Source organism: Streptomyces sp. NBC_00285, from assembly GCF_036174265.1.
Classification (GTDB): domain Bacteria; phylum Actinomycetota; class Actinomycetes; order Streptomycetales; family Streptomycetaceae; genus Streptomyces.
This window is the reverse complement of the sequence record NZ_CP108055.1, coordinates 418,894-433,892: the sequence shown is the minus strand read 5'-3', so window position 1 is coordinate 433,892 and position 14,999 is coordinate 418,894. Positions and strand designations below refer to the sequence as shown.

Annotated in this window: 18 protein-coding genes and 2 pseudogenes; 10 read left to right on the top strand and 10 right to left on the bottom strand. The window is 69.6% G+C overall.

The features are described from left to right. Positions 1–246: 246 nt before the first annotated feature. The 6 genes from OHT57_RS02165 to OHT57_RS02140 form a co-directional block, all read right to left on the bottom strand. Positions 247–873, bottom strand: coding sequence for a hypothetical protein (locus tag OHT57_RS02165; RefSeq protein ID WP_328744112.1), 627 nt, complete (start codon positions 871–873; stop codon positions 247–249). A gap of 316 nt (positions 874–1,189) precedes the next feature. Next, entirely contained in the window at positions 1,190–1,900 is a 711-nt protein-coding gene (locus OHT57_RS02160) for a DUF4232 domain-containing protein (RefSeq protein ID WP_328744111.1), read from the bottom strand. 172 nt (positions 1,901–2,072) lie between these two features. Next, a complete protein-coding gene (locus tag OHT57_RS02155) occupies positions 2,073–2,258 on the bottom strand; it encodes a hypothetical protein (RefSeq protein WP_328744110.1) in 186 nt (61 codons plus the stop codon). Then, the gene (locus OHT57_RS02150) at positions 2,255–3,289 is read right to left on the bottom strand and encodes a zinc-dependent alcohol dehydrogenase (RefSeq protein WP_328744109.1); all 1,035 of its coding nucleotides are present in this window, start codon (positions 3,287–3,289) and stop codon (positions 2,255–2,257) included. The genes OHT57_RS02155 and OHT57_RS02150 overlap by 4 nt, the downstream gene beginning before the upstream one ends. Positions 3,290–3,300: 11 nt before the next feature. Further along, positions 3,301–3,498, bottom strand: a complete 198-nt coding sequence (locus tag OHT57_RS02145; protein WP_328744107.1) for a hypothetical protein — start codon at positions 3,496–3,498, stop codon at positions 3,301–3,303. Between the two features lie 48 nt (positions 3,499–3,546). Then, positions 3,547–4,371 carry an IclR family transcriptional regulator gene (locus OHT57_RS02140; RefSeq protein WP_328744105.1) on the bottom strand — a complete coding sequence of 275 codons (825 nt, stop codon included), beginning with the start codon at positions 4,369–4,371 and terminating at the stop codon, positions 3,547–3,549. A 51-nt stretch (positions 4,372–4,422) separates the two neighbouring features. Between OHT57_RS02140 and OHT57_RS02135 the strand changes: the two genes are divergently transcribed. Beyond that, the gene (locus OHT57_RS02135) at positions 4,423–6,135 is read left to right on the top strand and encodes an IlvD/Edd family dehydratase (RefSeq protein ID WP_328744104.1); all 1,713 of its coding nucleotides are present in this window, start codon (positions 4,423–4,425) and stop codon (positions 6,133–6,135) included. A 104-nt stretch (positions 6,136–6,239) separates the two neighbouring features. Further along, positions 6,240–6,629, top strand: a complete 390-nt coding sequence (locus tag OHT57_RS02130) for an FAD-binding protein (RefSeq protein ID WP_328744101.1) — start codon at positions 6,240–6,242, stop codon at positions 6,627–6,629. 333 nt (positions 6,630–6,962) lie between these two features. Here OHT57_RS02130 and OHT57_RS02125 read toward each other — a convergent pair whose 3' ends face one another. Continuing rightward, the gene (locus tag OHT57_RS02125) at positions 6,963–7,841 is read right to left on the bottom strand and encodes a helix-turn-helix transcriptional regulator (RefSeq protein ID WP_328744100.1); all 879 of its coding nucleotides are present in this window, start codon (positions 7,839–7,841) and stop codon (positions 6,963–6,965) included. A gap of 105 nt (positions 7,842–7,946) precedes the next feature. On the opposite strand from OHT57_RS02125, the gene OHT57_RS02120 reads away from it, so the two are divergent. The 3 genes and pseudogenes from OHT57_RS02120 to OHT57_RS02110 all read left to right on the top strand — a co-directional run bounded on the left by OHT57_RS02120 (position 7,947) and on the right by OHT57_RS02110 (position 10,042). Beyond that, positions 7,947–8,645: an SDR family NAD(P)-dependent oxidoreductase gene (locus OHT57_RS02120; RefSeq protein ID WP_328744099.1), complete on the top strand. Its 699-nt coding sequence runs from the start codon at positions 7,947–7,949 to the stop codon at positions 8,643–8,645. Positions 8,646–9,080: 435 nt separating this feature from the next. Beyond that, a pseudogene (locus OHT57_RS02115) lies at positions 9,081–9,512 on the top strand (transposase); the annotation flags it as partial. Between the two features lie 74 nt (positions 9,513–9,586). After that, positions 9,587–10,042 (top strand): GNAT family N-acetyltransferase, encoded by a 456-nt coding sequence (locus tag OHT57_RS02110; RefSeq protein ID WP_328744098.1) that lies wholly within the window; start codon positions 9,587–9,589, stop codon positions 10,040–10,042. Positions 10,043–10,321: 279 nt separating this feature from the next. Here the strand turns inward: OHT57_RS02110 and OHT57_RS02105 are convergent, their stop codons facing one another. After that, positions 10,322–11,083, bottom strand: coding sequence for a metallophosphoesterase family protein (locus OHT57_RS02105; RefSeq protein WP_328744097.1), 762 nt, complete (start codon positions 11,081–11,083; stop codon positions 10,322–10,324). A gap of 285 nt (positions 11,084–11,368) precedes the next feature. Here OHT57_RS02105 and OHT57_RS02100 point away from each other — a divergent pair, with 285 nt between their 5' ends. Genes OHT57_RS02100 through OHT57_RS02085 form a run of 4 tightly spaced genes read left to right on the top strand, consistent with a single transcriptional unit; the run spans position 11,369 to position 13,014 of the window. Next, entirely contained in the window at positions 11,369–11,554 is a 186-nt protein-coding gene (locus tag OHT57_RS02100; RefSeq protein ID WP_328744096.1) for a hypothetical protein, read from the top strand. After that, complete coding sequence (locus OHT57_RS02095; RefSeq protein WP_328744095.1) at positions 11,551–11,862, top strand: hypothetical protein; 312 nt, start codon at positions 11,551–11,553, stop codon at positions 11,860–11,862. The genes OHT57_RS02100 and OHT57_RS02095 overlap by 4 nt, the downstream gene beginning before the upstream one ends. Continuing rightward, positions 11,843–12,268 carry an MmyB family transcriptional regulator gene (locus OHT57_RS02090; RefSeq protein WP_328744094.1) on the top strand — a complete coding sequence of 142 codons (426 nt, stop codon included), beginning with the start codon at positions 11,843–11,845 and terminating at the stop codon, positions 12,266–12,268. Before OHT57_RS02095 ends, OHT57_RS02090 begins: the two co-directional genes overlap by 20 nt. Further along, a complete protein-coding gene (locus OHT57_RS02085) occupies positions 12,265–13,014 on the top strand; it encodes an SDR family NAD(P)-dependent oxidoreductase (protein ID WP_328744093.1) in 750 nt (249 codons plus the stop codon). Before OHT57_RS02090 ends, OHT57_RS02085 begins: the two co-directional genes overlap by 4 nt. Positions 13,015–13,135: 121 nt before the next feature. Here OHT57_RS02085 and OHT57_RS02080 read toward each other — a convergent pair whose 3' ends face one another. After that, the gene (locus tag OHT57_RS02080) at positions 13,136–13,807 is read right to left on the bottom strand and encodes an enoyl-CoA hydratase-related protein (RefSeq protein ID WP_328744092.1); all 672 of its coding nucleotides are present in this window, start codon (positions 13,805–13,807) and stop codon (positions 13,136–13,138) included. Positions 13,808–14,067: 260 nt separating this feature from the next. Next, positions 14,068–14,343: a hypothetical protein gene (locus OHT57_RS02075; RefSeq protein ID WP_328744090.1), complete on the bottom strand. Its 276-nt coding sequence runs from the start codon at positions 14,341–14,343 to the stop codon at positions 14,068–14,070. 272 nt (positions 14,344–14,615) lie between these two features. On the opposite strand from OHT57_RS02075, the pseudogene OHT57_RS02070 reads away from it, so the two are divergent. After that, positions 14,616–14,983: pseudogene (locus tag OHT57_RS02070) on the top strand (vitamin B12-dependent ribonucleotide reductase); the annotation flags it as partial. Positions 14,984–14,999 lie beyond the last annotated feature (16 nt).

Genomic DNA, 14,999 nt, shown 5'->3' with positions numbered 1-14,999 from the left:
CACTGCCCGGCGTCGGAGCACAGTGACAAGACCCGTGCCCTCGTGACAGCTGCTGTTCCTCGGCAGCCGTAACAAGAACTGCGAAGGCCCCAGACCTGCGGGACCCTTCCGCGAAACCAGCCGCGGCCCAACGGCCGTTGATACTCGATGAACACGTGCCGCAGTCACGGCCCTGCACGGTATCGACGGCCGTCACCTCGGTGCGAAGCCGGATGACAGGCCCGACGCCCTGCAGGGGACTTCAGGTCAAGAGAATGCGCTTGCGGGCTCGACGCCCGGTGGGAGTCCAAGGATCCCCGGCTCGGTGACGGAGTCGTCCTCGATCAGTGGCGGGCAGACGCTCCAGTTGGCGGCTATGCGCATCACGTCATGTTCCGTGGGCATCGCGGCGTGCCAGGCGTCCCATTCTGCGTCTCCCCAGTCCTGCCGGACTTCTTCCCAGCCGACGAGCCCGACGCCGAGCTCCCTTTCAATGGCGGTGGGTTCTCCCTGGCGCAGGGGGACCTCGCCGCTCATGCCGATGTAGCAGTAGGCGCGGGTGAGTTCGCCGGATTCGACTTTGGCCCAGGCGTGGTGCTCGCCGATACGGTCGGTGCAGAAGTACTGGAGGTCCCCGACACGGGCGGCCAGCGTGCGAAGCCAGCTGAGAAAGTCCGGGCGTGTGGGGTCGGTCGTGTGCGTGAGATGGATCCTGCCGTGGGCGAGTGTCCATTCCGGGACGGGTCTGGCGACGAAGACACCGTGCCGGTAGGCGAGTTCGGTGCCGGTCTCCCAGTCGATGCGCTGCCGGTGTCGCAGGTCGAGGGCATCGGCCACTTCCTCCGGCCCGGCGTCGCGCACCGCCAGCCATGACGTCTTGAAGCCGAAAGACATGAACCCTCCCACCGTGGTGTCCCTGAACCATGCGGGATCGTCGCAGACGCCACTGACATCGGCCCTGTCTGCTCGCAGTCTCGGCGGTGCCGGCGTTCTTGGAGCCGTGCATGCCGGGGCGGGTTCGTCGCGGGCGGCGGTCGGTCCCAGAGCCCGTTGACGCCTGCTTGGCCTCGGGTGGCACCGCACCGTTGGCTGCCGCGGTGCCGTTTAGGTCACCAGCGCCTCGATGACCTGCCCAGGCGTCCCATGCGTACTCGCCTCGTTCCTCTCGGCATCGTCCGGCTGTGTGCGCCTGTGCTGCGGCTGGGATCGGTCAGGACGGCCTGACCGCTGATACGGCGGTGACGGTCACGATGTCGTCGCACTCGGCGAACTGCCCGTCGTCCAGGGCCACCTGGTGCGCCCCGGACCCTGGCAGCCGGACGACCATCGTGGGATACACCACGGGTGCCGAACCGGACACGCAGTACCCGTCGGCCTCTCCCTGCACCTGCACGAACGTCAGCTTCACCCAGGCCTTGCCGCCGGGGGCCACCGTCACCGGCGTCGCGGATCCGGTCGGCTTGACGGTGAGCGGGACGTTCATCTCGGGGGAGCCGTTCCCGGCGCCGGCCACCGTGGGGTGTCCCTTGAGGACGCATGTCCGTGCGGACACGTTGGTGAACTCGACGAGGGCCGCCCCGGTCCCCGTACCGGACGGCCGCACAGTGGCCTGACGGGCGGTCGCCTTCAGACTGGCCGCGGAACAGGTCGCCGCCGAACCGTCCGCGGCAGGTGCGGAAGCGGCGGGCGAGGAGGACGCGGGCTCGGAGGCGGAGGGCGTCGAGGGGCCGGAGGCGGAGCTGCCGGGCTTCGGGGCGCCTGGGGTGGAGGAGGCTGCTGAGCTGACGGCCCCGGACGGAGGGGCGCCGCCGTCTCCGATGCCCGTTCCGCCCCCACCGGGCTGGCATCCCGCTACCGCCAGCGCCGCCGAAGCCACGACGACCGCCACCGCCGACCCGCGCATTCCGTTCATGTACCGCATGCTGTCCCCCGAGTTCCAGTTGTCCGGAGCGCGGCTCCTCGCCGCTCCCGTCGAACCAGACAGCACCGTGGAACCGGCAGTTCTCCGCCACTCCGACCTGTGACCCACCGGTGACGAGATCCGGCCAAAACCACCACGTACGCGCCGTGGCCGAAGCGGATGATCCGGCCCTTCAGAAGCATGGGTGGAAGCGGACCCCCATCTCCAGAACCCGCACGGCCCTGCACGAGTCCGGCCGTGTCGTAGCAGTGGGCAGGTCCAGGACGGCCACTCTGGTGCCGCGCCGGGCGGCCGTGGCAGCGCCGATGCCGCCCGCGACGGCGGTGACGTTCGCGCCGACGCCGTGGAAGTCGCTCAAGAGGCCTTTCTCGCCGTACTCGATCGGGGATCGACATGGATCTTGGGGCCGGGCCCCGCGTCCGCCGGGCGCCGGCCGGCGAGGACGGGGCCGACGTCGTAGAGGCCCACGGTGGCCGCGATGAGCGGCCGGGGGTCGACCGTTTTGTCGGCGTACGCGCGGATGGTGGCGGCCAGGCCCGGGGAGGCGGACAGGATGCCGACCGCGGTGACGTCCTTGAGGACGAGGGTGCGGGTGTCGACGTGACTGGGCTCGCCGGACAGCCCGATGTACACGAGCCGGCCGCCCGGCTCGACGAGTTCCAGCGCCCTGGCGGGCAGCGGGGCGGCGTTCGAGGCGTCCACGACCGCGTCGAAGGGCAGGCCGGGGAGCGAGTCCGCGGCCCACACATGCTCGAAGCCCAGACGGCGGGCGAAGGCGAGGGAGCTGTCGGTGGCACCCATCAGGTGGACCTCGGTGCCGGCGGCGCGCAGGAACATCGCCACCAGCAGGCCGATCGTGCCCGGACCCAGGACCAGAGCGCGGTCGCCGGGGCGCAGCGCCGCTGCACGCGCGGCGCGCAGGGCGTTGCCGCCCGGCTCGACGAGCGCGCCGAGGACGGCGTCGACGGAGCCGGGCAGAGCGTGCAACGAGGAGGCCGGAACGGCGAGTTGCTCGGCCAGGGCACCGGGACGGCCGGTGCGCACGCCCACCTCGTGCCGGTTCTCGCAGACGTGCTGGTGCCCTCGTCGGCAGCGGCGGCAGTCACCGCAGCCGATCATGGTGTCGCCCATGACCCGTCGGCCGATCCAGCCGGGATCGACGTCGGGGCCGATCGCAGCCACCCGGCCGGCCCACTCGTGTCCGAGTCGCATCGGATAGGCGGAGTGCCCTTGGTGGAGGTAGGCCATCTCGCCGGTGAAGAACTCCATGTCGGTGCCGCAGACACCGACCCGCTCGACGTCGACGACGACTTCGCCCGAGACGGCGACCGGTGCTGCTACCTCCTGTACGCAGTACTCGCCCGGCGCGGTCAGCACGAAAGCGCGCATCGGCCGGCTGCTCACCGTGGGCCGAGCGCGTGCTGGCGCCGGCTGCCGAGGCGGTCGATGCCGAGTTCGATTACGTCGCCCGGCTGCAGGTAGACGGGCGGGGTGAGGCCCATGCCGACGCCGGGCGGGGCAAGGTCGACGTATGTCTCGTCGTCGATGCGTGCGACGGGCTTCTCGGCGCCGGGGGCGCCGATGCGCATGAGGTGCACGACTCTGTCTCCAGGGTGGGGCGGGACGATGGGGGAGAAGGCAGTGGTTCAGGCCAGGGGGTCGGCGAGCGGGCCGAGCAGAGCACGAATCTCCGTGAAAGCGTTCACCAGGTCGGCCAGCGGGGTCCGGTAGGCGAGCGCGCTGACGCTCACCGCTCCGGAGGGGGTCGTGGGCGAGGTGAGGTAGACGGGCAGGGCGAGGCAGTTCACGCCGGTCTCGTTCTCCTGGTCGTCGCAGGCATAGCCCCGTTCGATCGCGGTCCCGAGGGCACGGTGCAGTTCGGCCGCCGTGCACAGCGTCCGGTCGGTGCGGCGCTCAAGCGGGAAGGAGCCCACCCACGTCTCAACGTCCTCCAGGGACGTCAGCTCCCGGGCGAGCAGCAGTTTCCCGACCGCGGTGGCGTGGGCCGGGTTACGTCCGCCGATCGTCGACGTCAGCTTGACGGCACCGGACGGCGGGTCGACCTTGGCCCGGTAGACGACCTCCCGGCCGTCGAGGACCGCGTAGTGCGCCGTCTCGCCGAACCGGTGCGCCAGCGCCTGCAGGGCCGGGCGGACACGGACATGGTCGGGGCGGGCCTCGTGGTGCGCGAACGCCATGCGCAGGAACTCGTCCCCGAGCACATAGCGGCTGCTCGCGTCCTGGTCGGCCAGCCCGGCCCGGCGCAGAGCGCCGAGCGCCCGGTGCACGGTCGGCTTCGGGCTGCCGATCGCGCGGGTCACCTCGTCCAGGCCCACCCCGTCGGGATGGCGCGCGAGTTCCTTGAGGACGGCGAGTACCCGGTCCGAGCCGACGAGCCGGCCGCCGTCGGTACCGGTTGCGCCGTCCTCACCGGGGTCTGTCGGTCCGTCGAAGGCCTGCGTATGCTCCATGGCGTTCCACACTTTAGATCGGCGTACCGACTATTGGAAGGAATGGTTGAGGTGGCTCTCCGCAGCGCACAGTGGTACGCGGGCCAGGACCGCAACGCCTACATCCACCGGGCGTGGATGCGGCGGGGTGTACCCGACGACGCCTTCACCGGCCGGCCCCAGATCGCCATCGCCAACACCGCCTCCGACCTGACCCCCTGCAACGCCCACCTCGACGAGGTGGCGGCCTCGGTCCGCAACGGCGTCTACGAGGCCGGCGGCATCCCGCTCGACCTCCCGGTGGTGTCGCTGGGCGAGACGAACGTACGGCCCACCGCCATGCTGTGGCGGAACATGGCCGCGATGGCGACCGAGGAGATGCTGCGGGCCAACCCCATCGACGGTGTGGTGCTGCTGGGCGGCTGCGACAAGACCATCCCCTCGCTGCTGATGGCCGCCGCGTCGGTCGACCTGCCCGCGGTCGTCGTCCCCGGCGGACCGATGCTCAACGGCACCTTCCGCGGCGGCCTGCTGGGCTGCGGCACCGGCGTGTGGCAGCTGTCGGAGGAGGTGCGCGCGGGCACCCTCTCCCAGGAGCAGTTCGTACGCTCCGAGTCCTCGATGATCCGCAGCCGAGGACACTGCAACACCATGGGCACCGCCTCGACCATGGCCCTGGTCGCGGAGGCACTGGGCACCGTGCTCCCCGGCGTGGCCGGAACCCCCGCGCCCGACAGCCGGCTACTGGAAGCCGCGCACCACACCGGCCGGCTCGCCGTCGGCATGGTCGCCGGTGACCGGCGCCCGGGCACCTTCCTCACCAAGGCGTCCTTCCACAACGCGATCGTCGCCCTGGCCGCCATCGGCGGCTCCACCAACGCCGTCGTCCACCTCCTGGCCATCGCCGGCCGGCTCGGCATCGAGCTCACCCTGGACGACTTCGACCGCATCGGCTCCCGCGTGCCCGTCCTGGTCGACCTCCAGCCCGCCGGCCGCTTCCTCATGGAGGACCTCCACCGCGCCGGCGGCCTGCTCGCCGTCCTGCGCGAAGTGCGCGACCTGCTCGACCCCGACGCCCTGACCGTCACCGGCGAGCCGCTGGTCGACTTCCTCGACGACGCCCCGATCTGGGACGCCGAGGTCATCCGCTCCCGCGCGAAGCCGCTGGTCGCCGAGGGCGGCATCGCCGTCCTGCGCGGCAACCTCGCCCCCGACGGCGCACTGATCAAACCGGCCGCAGCCTCCCCGCACCTGCTCCAACACCGGGGCCGGGCCGTCGTGTTCGACTCCATCGAGGACTTCCACGTCCGCATCGACGACCCGGACCTCGACGTCGACGCCGACTCCGTCCTGGTCCTGCGCGGCTGCGGCCCCAAGGGCTACCCGGGCATGCCCGAGGTCTCCAACATGCCCCTGCCGAAGAAACTCCTCGAACAGGGCGTCCGCGACATGGTCCGCGTCTGCGACGGCCGGATGAGCGGCACCGCCTACGGCACCGTCGTCCTGCACGTGGCCCCCGAAGCAGCGGCCGGCGGCCCCCTCGCCCTCGTCCGCACCGGCGACGTGATCACCCTCGACGTCGAGGCCCGCCGTATCGATGTCGACGTACCCGCCGACGAACTCGCCGCCCGCAAGCCCGACCAGGCCACGCTCGACGCCTTTGCTGCACCCCGCCGCGGTTGGGAACGCCTCTACGTCGACCACGTCCTGCAAGCCGACACCGGCGCCGACCTGGACTTCCTGGTCGGCTCCAGCGGCTCCGAGGTGACCCGCGAGTCGCACTGACGCCCTCCTCACCGCCGACGCGACCCTGCTCGCCCGGCTGGAGGCGGCAGCCCCGGGTACTGTCGCCGCTCGCGACTTGGACCGGCGCCTTGCACTGCCTGCTGGTGCCCGACGCCGTGGTCACCCCCAAGGAGAGCGCCCAGGTGGCCGAAGTCCTGCGCACAGGTGCCGCCCACGGGCTGACCCTCACCTTCCGCTCCGGCGGCCCCAGCCTCTCCGGCCAGGCCACCAATGACGAGGTCTTCGTTGACACCCGCTGCACCTTCCGGAGCATCGAGATCCTCGACGACGGCGCCCGCGTACGGGTCCGCGGTGCTGCGTCGACCCGACGTCTTCCACGCCGCGATGTCCGGCGCCCCGCTCACCGGCCGGCGGCTCCACGACGCCTGCTGGAAAGGGCGCTTCTTCGGTCTGGCCCGACAAATACTCGGAGCACTATGAGATGTTCTCGCTGCTCGCCGACGCTCCGAAGCGTGGTCGTCCGCTGCTGCTGATGCACGGACTGGCACACGACAACGTGTTCGTGACCCATACGCCCAAGCCTCCAGCTCTCTGCCTGGCCGCAGAGAATCCGCAGAGGTGCTACTACAGAGCGGAGTAACACATGCCGCACCGACCAACGACACGTTCGCCCGGCCACTGGGGCACCACCTGGCTGACGAGGTTCAGAGCGTGTTCGACGGGTCCGGCGATTGGCCAAGGGCGTCTCGTCGCGCCGCGCCCCAATGCCGACCCATCCGTGGAGTTGGCCGCTTGAAAGGTTCCCCACGACGCGAAGGGATTGACAGGGGACCGTGAGCCGCCGGTCGGCCGACGCGCGGGGCGGATCAGTTGCGCGTGCCGGCCGGTGGGCCGACGACGGTGGTGAGCTGGAGTTTTGTCTCGTCCTCGCTGCCCGGCGCCGCGGTCATGATGACGATCTTGAGCTCGGTGTCGCCGTCGGTCAGGACATCGCAGTCCACCGTGACCGGACCCACCAACGGGTGGTCGACCGTCTTGCGGACCTCGCGGTTCGCGGTCACCTCTCCCTTCGCCCACAACTCGGCGAACCTCTCGTTGCCTGCGTTCAGGTCGCGGACCAGCGCGGCCAGGCGACTGTCCCGGGGGAAGCGGCCGGTGGCGCGGCGCAGGTCGGAGACGAGGGCGGAGTCGGTGGTGTCGGGATCCGCGTCGGTGACCGGCCACAGCGCGAGCGAGGTGTGTTCGGCGTCCACCGGGAACCTGTCGCGGGCGAAGTTGCGCATCCGCGGCGGCGCGGCCAGGGGGTCGCCCAGCAGGGCGGCCCACCCGTGGTTCCACCACACCAGTTGCCAGTCCGCCGCGAACACGGCGACTGCCACGTCTCCGAGGCGGACGAGCACACGCTGCATGCCGGGCGGGAGATGGTCGCTGATCGTGCCGTCCGCCGGCGGCACGATCCGGGCCAGCCGGTAGAGGTGGTCCCGCTCGGCGGTGGACAGCTGGAGGGCACGTGCCAGAGACGCCACCACCGACGCCGAGGGTGCCGTGGCCCGCCCCTGCTCCAGGCGCACGACGTAGTCGACCGACACCCCGGCCAGGTCGGCCAGTTCCTCGCGCCGCAGCCCGACAGCCCGGCGCTTGCGGACGACCGGCAGCCCGGCGGCCGACGGGGGCAGCCGGTTCCGCCATGTGCGGATCGCCGCGCCCAGTCCGGCCCCGGGGGGTGTCGTCGTCATGCCCTCCATCCTCCCGCGTCCCCGATCACCTGCGGGGGCGCAAGGGTGGTACTGGTCTTCCCACCGTCGAAGCGTCCCTGGTCCGGCTCCCTCGTCCAGGCGACCATCGAAGGCATGACGATCACTTTCATCACCGGAGCCAACAAGGGCATCGGCCGCGAGACAGCCCGCCGCCTCATCGCGTGCGGTCACACCGTTCTCCTGGGAGCCCGCGACCGTGAGCGGGGTGAGGAGGCAGCCGCCGCGCTGGGCGCACGCTTCGTCCCCGTCGACGTGAGCGACGACGCGTCCGTGGCCGCCGCCGCCGCGGACGTCGCCGAGCACGAGGGCAGGATCGACGTCCTGATCAACAACGCGGGGGTACAGGGACCCTTCGGTGATCCCGGCGACCTCACCGCCGCGGACGCCCGCGCAGTCCTCGACGTCAACGTCATCGGCGTCGTCCGCACCACCACCGCGTTTCTGCCGCTGCTGCGCCGCTCGGACGACCCCGTGATCATCAACGTCAGCAGTGGCATGGGCTCCCTCGCCTTCACCCACGACCCCGGCCGGTCCGAGTCGCACGTCGTCGTGCCGCTGTACGCCTCCTCGAAGGCGGCGCTGACGATGTTGACCACGCAGTACGCCAAGGGGCTCAAGGGCATTCGCGTCAACGCCGCCGACCCCGGCTACACCGCGACCGACCTCAACGGTCACAGCGGCCCCCAGACCCTCACCGAGGGCACGGACGCGATCGTCGCCCTCGCCACCGAGGAGCCCGGCGCCGGCACCGGACGCTTCATCGACCGCCATGGCGAGATCGCCTGGTCCTGACACCGGCGGTGCCGGGTCACCGGCCCTGAAGTACAGAACGGGCAGAACATCGAGACCGGTTGGGCGGGAGAACCGTCGCCGCTACTGGCGTCGGCGGAATCTCCGGCAGAAATCCGCTCTCCTTCAGTGCTCCAGAGGCGGGCAGCAAGCTTCACCTGGCCGCTGACTGCCGGCATGGGCCCGCAGACCCGTCAGCCGACCCACACCCGGACTCGGGTTCCTGACCGGAACTACTGTGCGCCGCACTTGACTTGAGAGTGAGGACGGAGGCCACCCGCGCCACCCACCTCCTGCGCGCCCGGCTCGTCATGGCGAATCCTGAAGTCAACCGCTGCCAGACGATCGACTCCGGAGACTGCCGCCTCCGACCAGCGTGAGAACCTGGGGCGACCGTAACGCCAGCCCTTTGACCTGCGTCTTCAAGTTGCCGGAGGCTCATTGCAGGACATCTGCAACGCCGAGGACCGCGAGCATGTGGCCAAGGCCGTCGCCGCGTTCGACAAGACGTACGGCGAGCTGTGGCCCAAGGCGGCTCGGAAGATCACCAACGATGTCGATGAACTGCTGGCGTTCTACGGCTTCCCGGCCGAGCACTGGGTTCACCTGCCTACGACAAATCCCATCGAATCGACGTTCGCGACGGTCCTGCTCAGGACCAAGGTCACCAAGGGCGCCGGCACTGCCGCCGCCGCGCTTGCCATGGTCTGCAAGCTCGTCACCCTGGTCCGCGCCGGAACCCGCTTCGAACGCGGCCACCTCGCCGAACGCCCCGAGGCTTACGCAGCATTAAGCATCTCAACCGGCCTGCAAATATTGGCTATTGATCGTTCGCCCAGGTGGCAAACTTGCCGACGTCCCGAAAAGTAGCCCCCATCTCAAGCGGCTTGGGGAACGTGACACAGCACCCGCGGCACCGAGAGTCCCGACGAAGGGCGAGCACAGTGAAGATCGTAGTGGACGACCTCCTCGGCCCACAGATCGCCGGGTTCCTCGCCGAGCACGTCCAGCAGATGCGGTCCATCACGCCTGTGGAAAGCAAGCACGCCCTCGATCTCGACGAACTCCGCAAGCCCGAGATCACGTTCTGGTCGGTCATGGACGGTGACAGCTTGGTGGGCTGCGGTGCGATCAAGAGGCTGGACGCGGACCACGCGGAGTTGAAGTCCATGCGCACCACCCCGACACGTAAGCGAAGCGGGGTCGCATCCATGTTGCTGGAGCACATCGTCACCGAGACCAAGCGCATGGGATTCACGCGGCTGAGTCTGGAAACCGGCGCGGCCGATTTCTTCCTGCCCGCCAGGAAGCTGTACGAGAAGTTCGGGTTCGTCGACTGCGAGGCGTTCGCCGACTACCAACCCGACTCGAACAGTACGTTCATGACGAGGGTCCTCTAAACGATCTCGATCCACAGATCTTGACTCTTCATCAACGCCGGCCTGGAGGCCCTCGATCGCGCCCCGCGAGCCCCCTGCTCTGCCTCGGTGATTCGGGCGATGAGATCATCGCGGATCTCCTCCAACCGGCCGCGCCGGGCCAGGTCCAGGCGGGGGAGCGAGTACCCGCACCGCCCGCGAGGCCGCCGACCGAGATCCGCAGGCACCGGGGGGTTGGTAGGCGGCCTCGAGCGCGTAGTCGGTGTCCGGCCGCCCGTTGTCGTGGATGGGGAGAGCGTGTCACGGGCTGTTGTCGCGTCCGTCCCGTGGGGCGAAGGCTGCGAGGGCGTCGGTGTCGGACGCGCGAGCGTGCAGGAAGTAGTCGGCCCATGCGGTGATGTCCGGGTACGACGAGTCCTGGCTGACCTGCGTGGCTGCGCCTTGGATGTCGAAGTACGTGGTGCGGAGTTCGACGCCCGGGCCCAGGAGGGCCCAGTGTGCCCCGGTTCGTCCGTAGGGCATGCCGACGCTGCCGGGGTTGATCACGAGTCTCCCGTGGGCGAGGCGGACGAACGGCATATGGGTGTGGCCGCAGACCACGGTGCGGATGTCCGTATCGAGTCCGCTGAAGACTTCCTTCCAGCGCTCAAGGCGGGAGTCGACCAGGACAACCTCCTCGTCGTCGCGAGGAGTGGCGTGACAGAACAGCACTTTCCCCAGGCCATTCACGGACAGACAGAGTGATCGTGGAAGCGAGCCGAGAAGGTCGAGATGCTCCGTGCGGAGCTGTTCGGCTGCCCAGGGGGCGATCGGGTCGGGGATCGTGTCGCGCTGCCCCCGGCGGTATTCGAGGAGTTCGCGGTCGGCGTTGCCGCTGACCCAGACGACACGGTCGCCGAGGCTGGTCAGCAGGTCGAGAACCTGGGTGGGCTGCGGGCCGGCGGCGATGTCGCCGGTGAGCACGATGAGATCGGCGGTGCGGATGTCTGGTTCGGCGAGTACCGCCTCCAGGGCCGGCAGGACTCCGTGAATGTCGGACAGGACGGCTACTCGGTTCGGCATGGTCACCACTGTTGGATGGAGGCGGCGTGGTGGTGTGATCTTTCGCCCGACGCGTAGTGCAAGGGGGCGCAGGAGGGGCGCCTTCGGCTCCCTGACGGCCAAACAGGCGTGGCGGCGAAACGCGCTCCGGACTGCGCCCTCCAGAAAGCCGCGCGAAGGGCCCAGGGGGCAAGGTAGCCGTAGCGAGATCATGACCGCTTCGACGACCACCGACGCGCGTCGGCGTTCGGAGCCCATCACCAGCGCACCTACCGTGATGGCATCAGTGCCACTATATTTGACGTCATGACTGCCATCACGCTGCGGATCCCCGACGCCATGGATAAACCTCTGCGCGACGCCGCAGCCGGCGCCCCGTCGCTGAACGACTACATCCTGCGCGCCGTTCGGCGCCAGATGACCCTCGACGCCGCCCGCAAGCTCGTCTCCATCACTCCCCTCGACCTCGCGGGCGAGGGCGACGCTCTGTGACCATCCGCAAGGGCGACGTCTGGGACGTCGACACCGGAAAGGGCACCCGTACGGTTCTCATCGTCAGCCTCGACGGGCTCGCTGAGGCCTACGGCGCTGTCGTCGCCCTGGTACTCCACGCTCCGGCCCAGCACCCCGACACTGCGATGAGCGTGCACCTGACCACTCCAGTCGACGCCTCCCTCGTCGCCGTCAACCTCCTCCAACTCTCCGCCATCCGCTTCGAAAGCGGCACATTCCACGGCAACATCGGACCCGAACAGCAAGACGTCGTCGACAACGCCCTCCGTGCGGTTCTCGACTTGTAGACATGCCGTCGCGCTCGGTCACTGTGACTGGGGCAGCGCCGCCACCGTCACGGCCGCACCGCTACGGGCCGAGGCCGGCCGCTACCCCGACGACAAGGACCTGCCCGGCTTCATCGGCGAGCTGTCCACCGTCAGCCCCGAGTTCCGCACCCGGGGAGCCGCCCAGCACGTGTGCATCCACCACGGCGGCGTGAAACGCTTCGATCATCCCGAGCCCGGGGACCTGGAACTCACCTACCAGCCCCGTGGCCTGCCCATGTCCGTCCGCGAGGCGCACTCCCTGACCATCTACACCGCCGAACCCGGCTCGTCCTTCGAAGACGGTCTGCGCCTGCTCGCCTCCTGGGTAGCCACCCATGACTTCCACCAGAGGAGCCCTTCAGTGACGCACACAGGACGATCATGAGCCGGATCCTGGTCACCGGTTCCACGGACGGCCTCGGACTCGCCACGGCGGGCGCGCTGCAGTCCGCCGGGCACGACGTCGTGGTCCACGCCCGCAACTCGGAACGTGCCAGAGCCCTCGACCCGCTCGTCGGTCGCGGAGCGGGTCTCGTCGTCGCCGACTTCACCGACCAGGCCGCCGTACGGCAGCTCGCCACCGAGCTGAACGACGGACCACCGCTCGACGCGGTCATCCACAACGCCGGCGTCTGGAGAGGGCCTGCCGTCATACCGGTCAACATCATTGCCCCGTACCTGCTCACCGCGCTCGTGCCCGGACCGCGCCGCGTGGTGTACCTGAGCAGCAGCTCACACTTCGACGGCCGCCCCTCGACAGATGACATCGACTGGCGCGGCACGAAGTCCGGCGGGCACGCGAACGGGTCATACGCGGACAGCAAACTGTTCGTCACCACCCTCGCTGCCGCCGTGGCCCGCCTGTACCCCGGCGTGCTGAGCAACGCCGTGGACCCCGGCTGGGTGCCCACCAAGATGGGCGGACCGGGCGCACCCGACGATCTTGAACTGGGCCACCGGACACAGCAGTGGCTGGCCTCCAGCGAGGATCCCGAGGCGCTCACGACCGGCGGCTACTGGTACCACCGTCAACGGCAGCGGCCACACGCCGCCGTGCACGACGAGGGGTTCCAGGACCGGCTCCTGCGGACGCTGGCCGAGGAGACGGACACTGCACTCGCCGCGCGGTGATGGCATGCCCCGCAGACTCGGCGGGGAGGTGCAGCGCGGCGCTGAAGGGGTGCGCGGCCGGCGTCGCCCGTGCCCCGGGCTCAGCCCGGGGCACGGGATGTGCCGTCGGCGGGGTGCCGGCTCAGCCGAGCGGGTTGGTGGTGTCGCGCAGGGTGGCCAGGGCCGGTGCATACATGCGGGCCTTGATGATGCCGAGCGTGTCGCCGGCCTTGGCCACCTGCGCCTGGGCGATCTCGATGGCGGTGGAGCGCACGGCTTCCTCGGTGACAGCCTGGTCGACGATGCCGGCGGCTGCGGCGTCGGAGCCGCCGTAGCGTCGGGCGGTGACCATGGCCTCATGGGCGGTCTGCGGGGCCAGCCGGGACTGGATGAGGGCGGCCATGCCGGGGGTGAAGGGGATGTTGATGTCCGCCTCGGGCAGGCACCAGTAGCCGCGGTCGGCGCGTATCACGCGGAAGTCGTGGGCGAGGGAGAGCATCGCGCCGGCGGCGAAGGTGTGCCCCTGCAGCGCGGCCACGGTGATCACCGGCAGCGACAGCATCCGCGCGAAGAGCTCATGGACGGAGACGACGTAGTCGTGGTACTCGTCGGCGTGGGCGGACAGCCAGTCCAGGTCGAGGCCGTTGGAGTAGAACTTGCCGGTGGCGGCGGTGACCAGGGCGCGGGGGCCGTCCGCTTTCTCCACCTCGTCGAGTGCGGTTGCGACGGCGGTGAGCCAGTCGGGGTGGAAGCGGTTCTCTCCGTCTCCGAGGTCGAGGACGAAGACGTTGTCGTGGCGGTCGAGCGAGGGCATGACGACTCCTTCGAGCTGAACTGACTGGGTCAAGGGGCTACGGACTACGACCGGGTCCCGGATCGCGCACCGGGGCTGTCGCGCACGGTGTAGAGGAGCAGGTCGTGGATCTCGGCGGCGGCTGCCTCGATCGGGGCGGTGCTCTGCTCGGCCCGGCACATGATTACCGCGCCTTCGACTGCAGCGAGGCTCCATCGCCAACTGAGACATCTTCTTGGCGCACGGTTGGCCGGGGCACGTCGGGGTGTGTGGTGTGGTCGTCAATCGCGAAAGCCCCTGTCCGCGATTGCCGATATGGCTGTTTCGATGTTCTCGCGTGTAACGCTTGGGACGACCAGCAGGCTCCGAGCAGTGAACCGCCCGATCTGCTCGATCTCCAGGTCCACAGTCTGGGCAAGTCGAACTGGGTCGTAGACCTCGAAGACTCGAGCGCCACCGTCCCACGTGACGGTCACTTCCCCGATCCAGCCCTTCACTTCCTGCATTTGCCAGTCAAGCTCGTCCATGGGGGCAGGCCACTCGATTCGAAAATCCATGCCTGAATTATGCGGGGCGGTCGCTGTGCTCCCGCTGGCCATGCGATGCGTGGGCGCCGGCTTCCTGCTCTGCGCTTCGGGCTCCGATGGGGGCTGTATGTCGTGAGGGGCCTCGGGTTCTGAAGCCAGAGCACCTGGTACACGCTGATGCAACCGGACGGCGCTGCCTGCATCCAACGCCGTCTCGTCCGCAGCCCGGCAGCCCTCGCCGCCGAAGCGATCGTGTGTGCCCAGGCTGCTCCAAACCGTGAGCCGCGGGGTCAACCTCATACGTGCCGACGCGCCTCCGGGAATGGTCCGAAGGGACCAACTGGCGCGGCGGCTCGGTTAACTTCGAGCAGCGCGGCGGCGAGTTCCCCGACTGGTGGTCGGTGAACGCGGTCAACATCGTCACCAGCAAGTACTTCCGGGGTTGCGTCGGCACTCCGCAGCGCGAGACCGGACTGAGGCAGCTGATCGACCGCTTCGTGAAGACGTACCGGAAGGCGGGCGAGGACTACAAGTAGTTCGCCTCGCCCGCTGACGCGGAGATCTTCGAGCACGAGTTGGCGTACGCCCTCCTGCACGAGATCTTCAGCTACGACAGCCCGTGCGGTTCAACCTCGGCACACCCCAGCCACAGCGGGTCTCCGCCTGTTTCGCCTTCGGGTCGGCGG

Excerpts from the sequence above, each read along its gene's own strand:
- OHT57_RS02165 (WP_328744112.1), bottom strand. The coding sequence starts at position 873 with ATGTCTTTCGGCTTCAAGACGTCATGGCTGGCGGTGCGCGACGCCGGG.
- OHT57_RS02160 (WP_328744111.1), bottom strand. The coding sequence starts at position 1,900 with ATGCGGTACATGAACGGAATGCGCGGGTCGGCGGTGGCGGTCGTCGTG.
- OHT57_RS02150 (WP_328744109.1), bottom strand. The coding sequence starts at position 3,289 with ATGCGCGCTTTCGTGCTGACCGCGCCGGGCGAGTACTGCGTACAGGAG.
- OHT57_RS02140 (WP_328744105.1), bottom strand. The coding sequence starts at position 4,371 with ATGGAGCATACGCAGGCCTTCGACGGACCGACAGACCCCGGTGAGGAC.
- OHT57_RS02125 (WP_328744100.1), bottom strand. The coding sequence starts at position 7,841 with ATGGAGGGCATGACGACGACACCCCCCGGGGCCGGACTGGGCGCGGCG.
- OHT57_RS02120 (WP_328744099.1), top strand. The coding sequence starts at position 7,947 with ATGACGATCACTTTCATCACCGGAGCCAACAAGGGCATCGGCCGCGAG.
- OHT57_RS02105 (WP_328744097.1), bottom strand. The coding sequence starts at position 11,083 with ATGCCGAACCGAGTAGCCGTCCTGTCCGACATTCACGGAGTCCTGCCG.
- OHT57_RS02100 (WP_328744096.1), top strand. The coding sequence starts at position 11,369 with ATGACTGCCATCACGCTGCGGATCCCCGACGCCATGGATAAACCTCTG.
- OHT57_RS02085 (WP_328744093.1), top strand. The coding sequence starts at position 12,265 with ATGAGCCGGATCCTGGTCACCGGTTCCACGGACGGCCTCGGACTCGCC.
- OHT57_RS02080 (WP_328744092.1), bottom strand. The coding sequence starts at position 13,807 with ATGCCCTCGCTCGACCGCCACGACAACGTCTTCGTCCTCGACCTCGGA.
- OHT57_RS02075 (WP_328744090.1), bottom strand. The coding sequence starts at position 14,343 with ATGGATTTTCGAATCGAGTGGCCTGCCCCCATGGACGAGCTTGACTGG.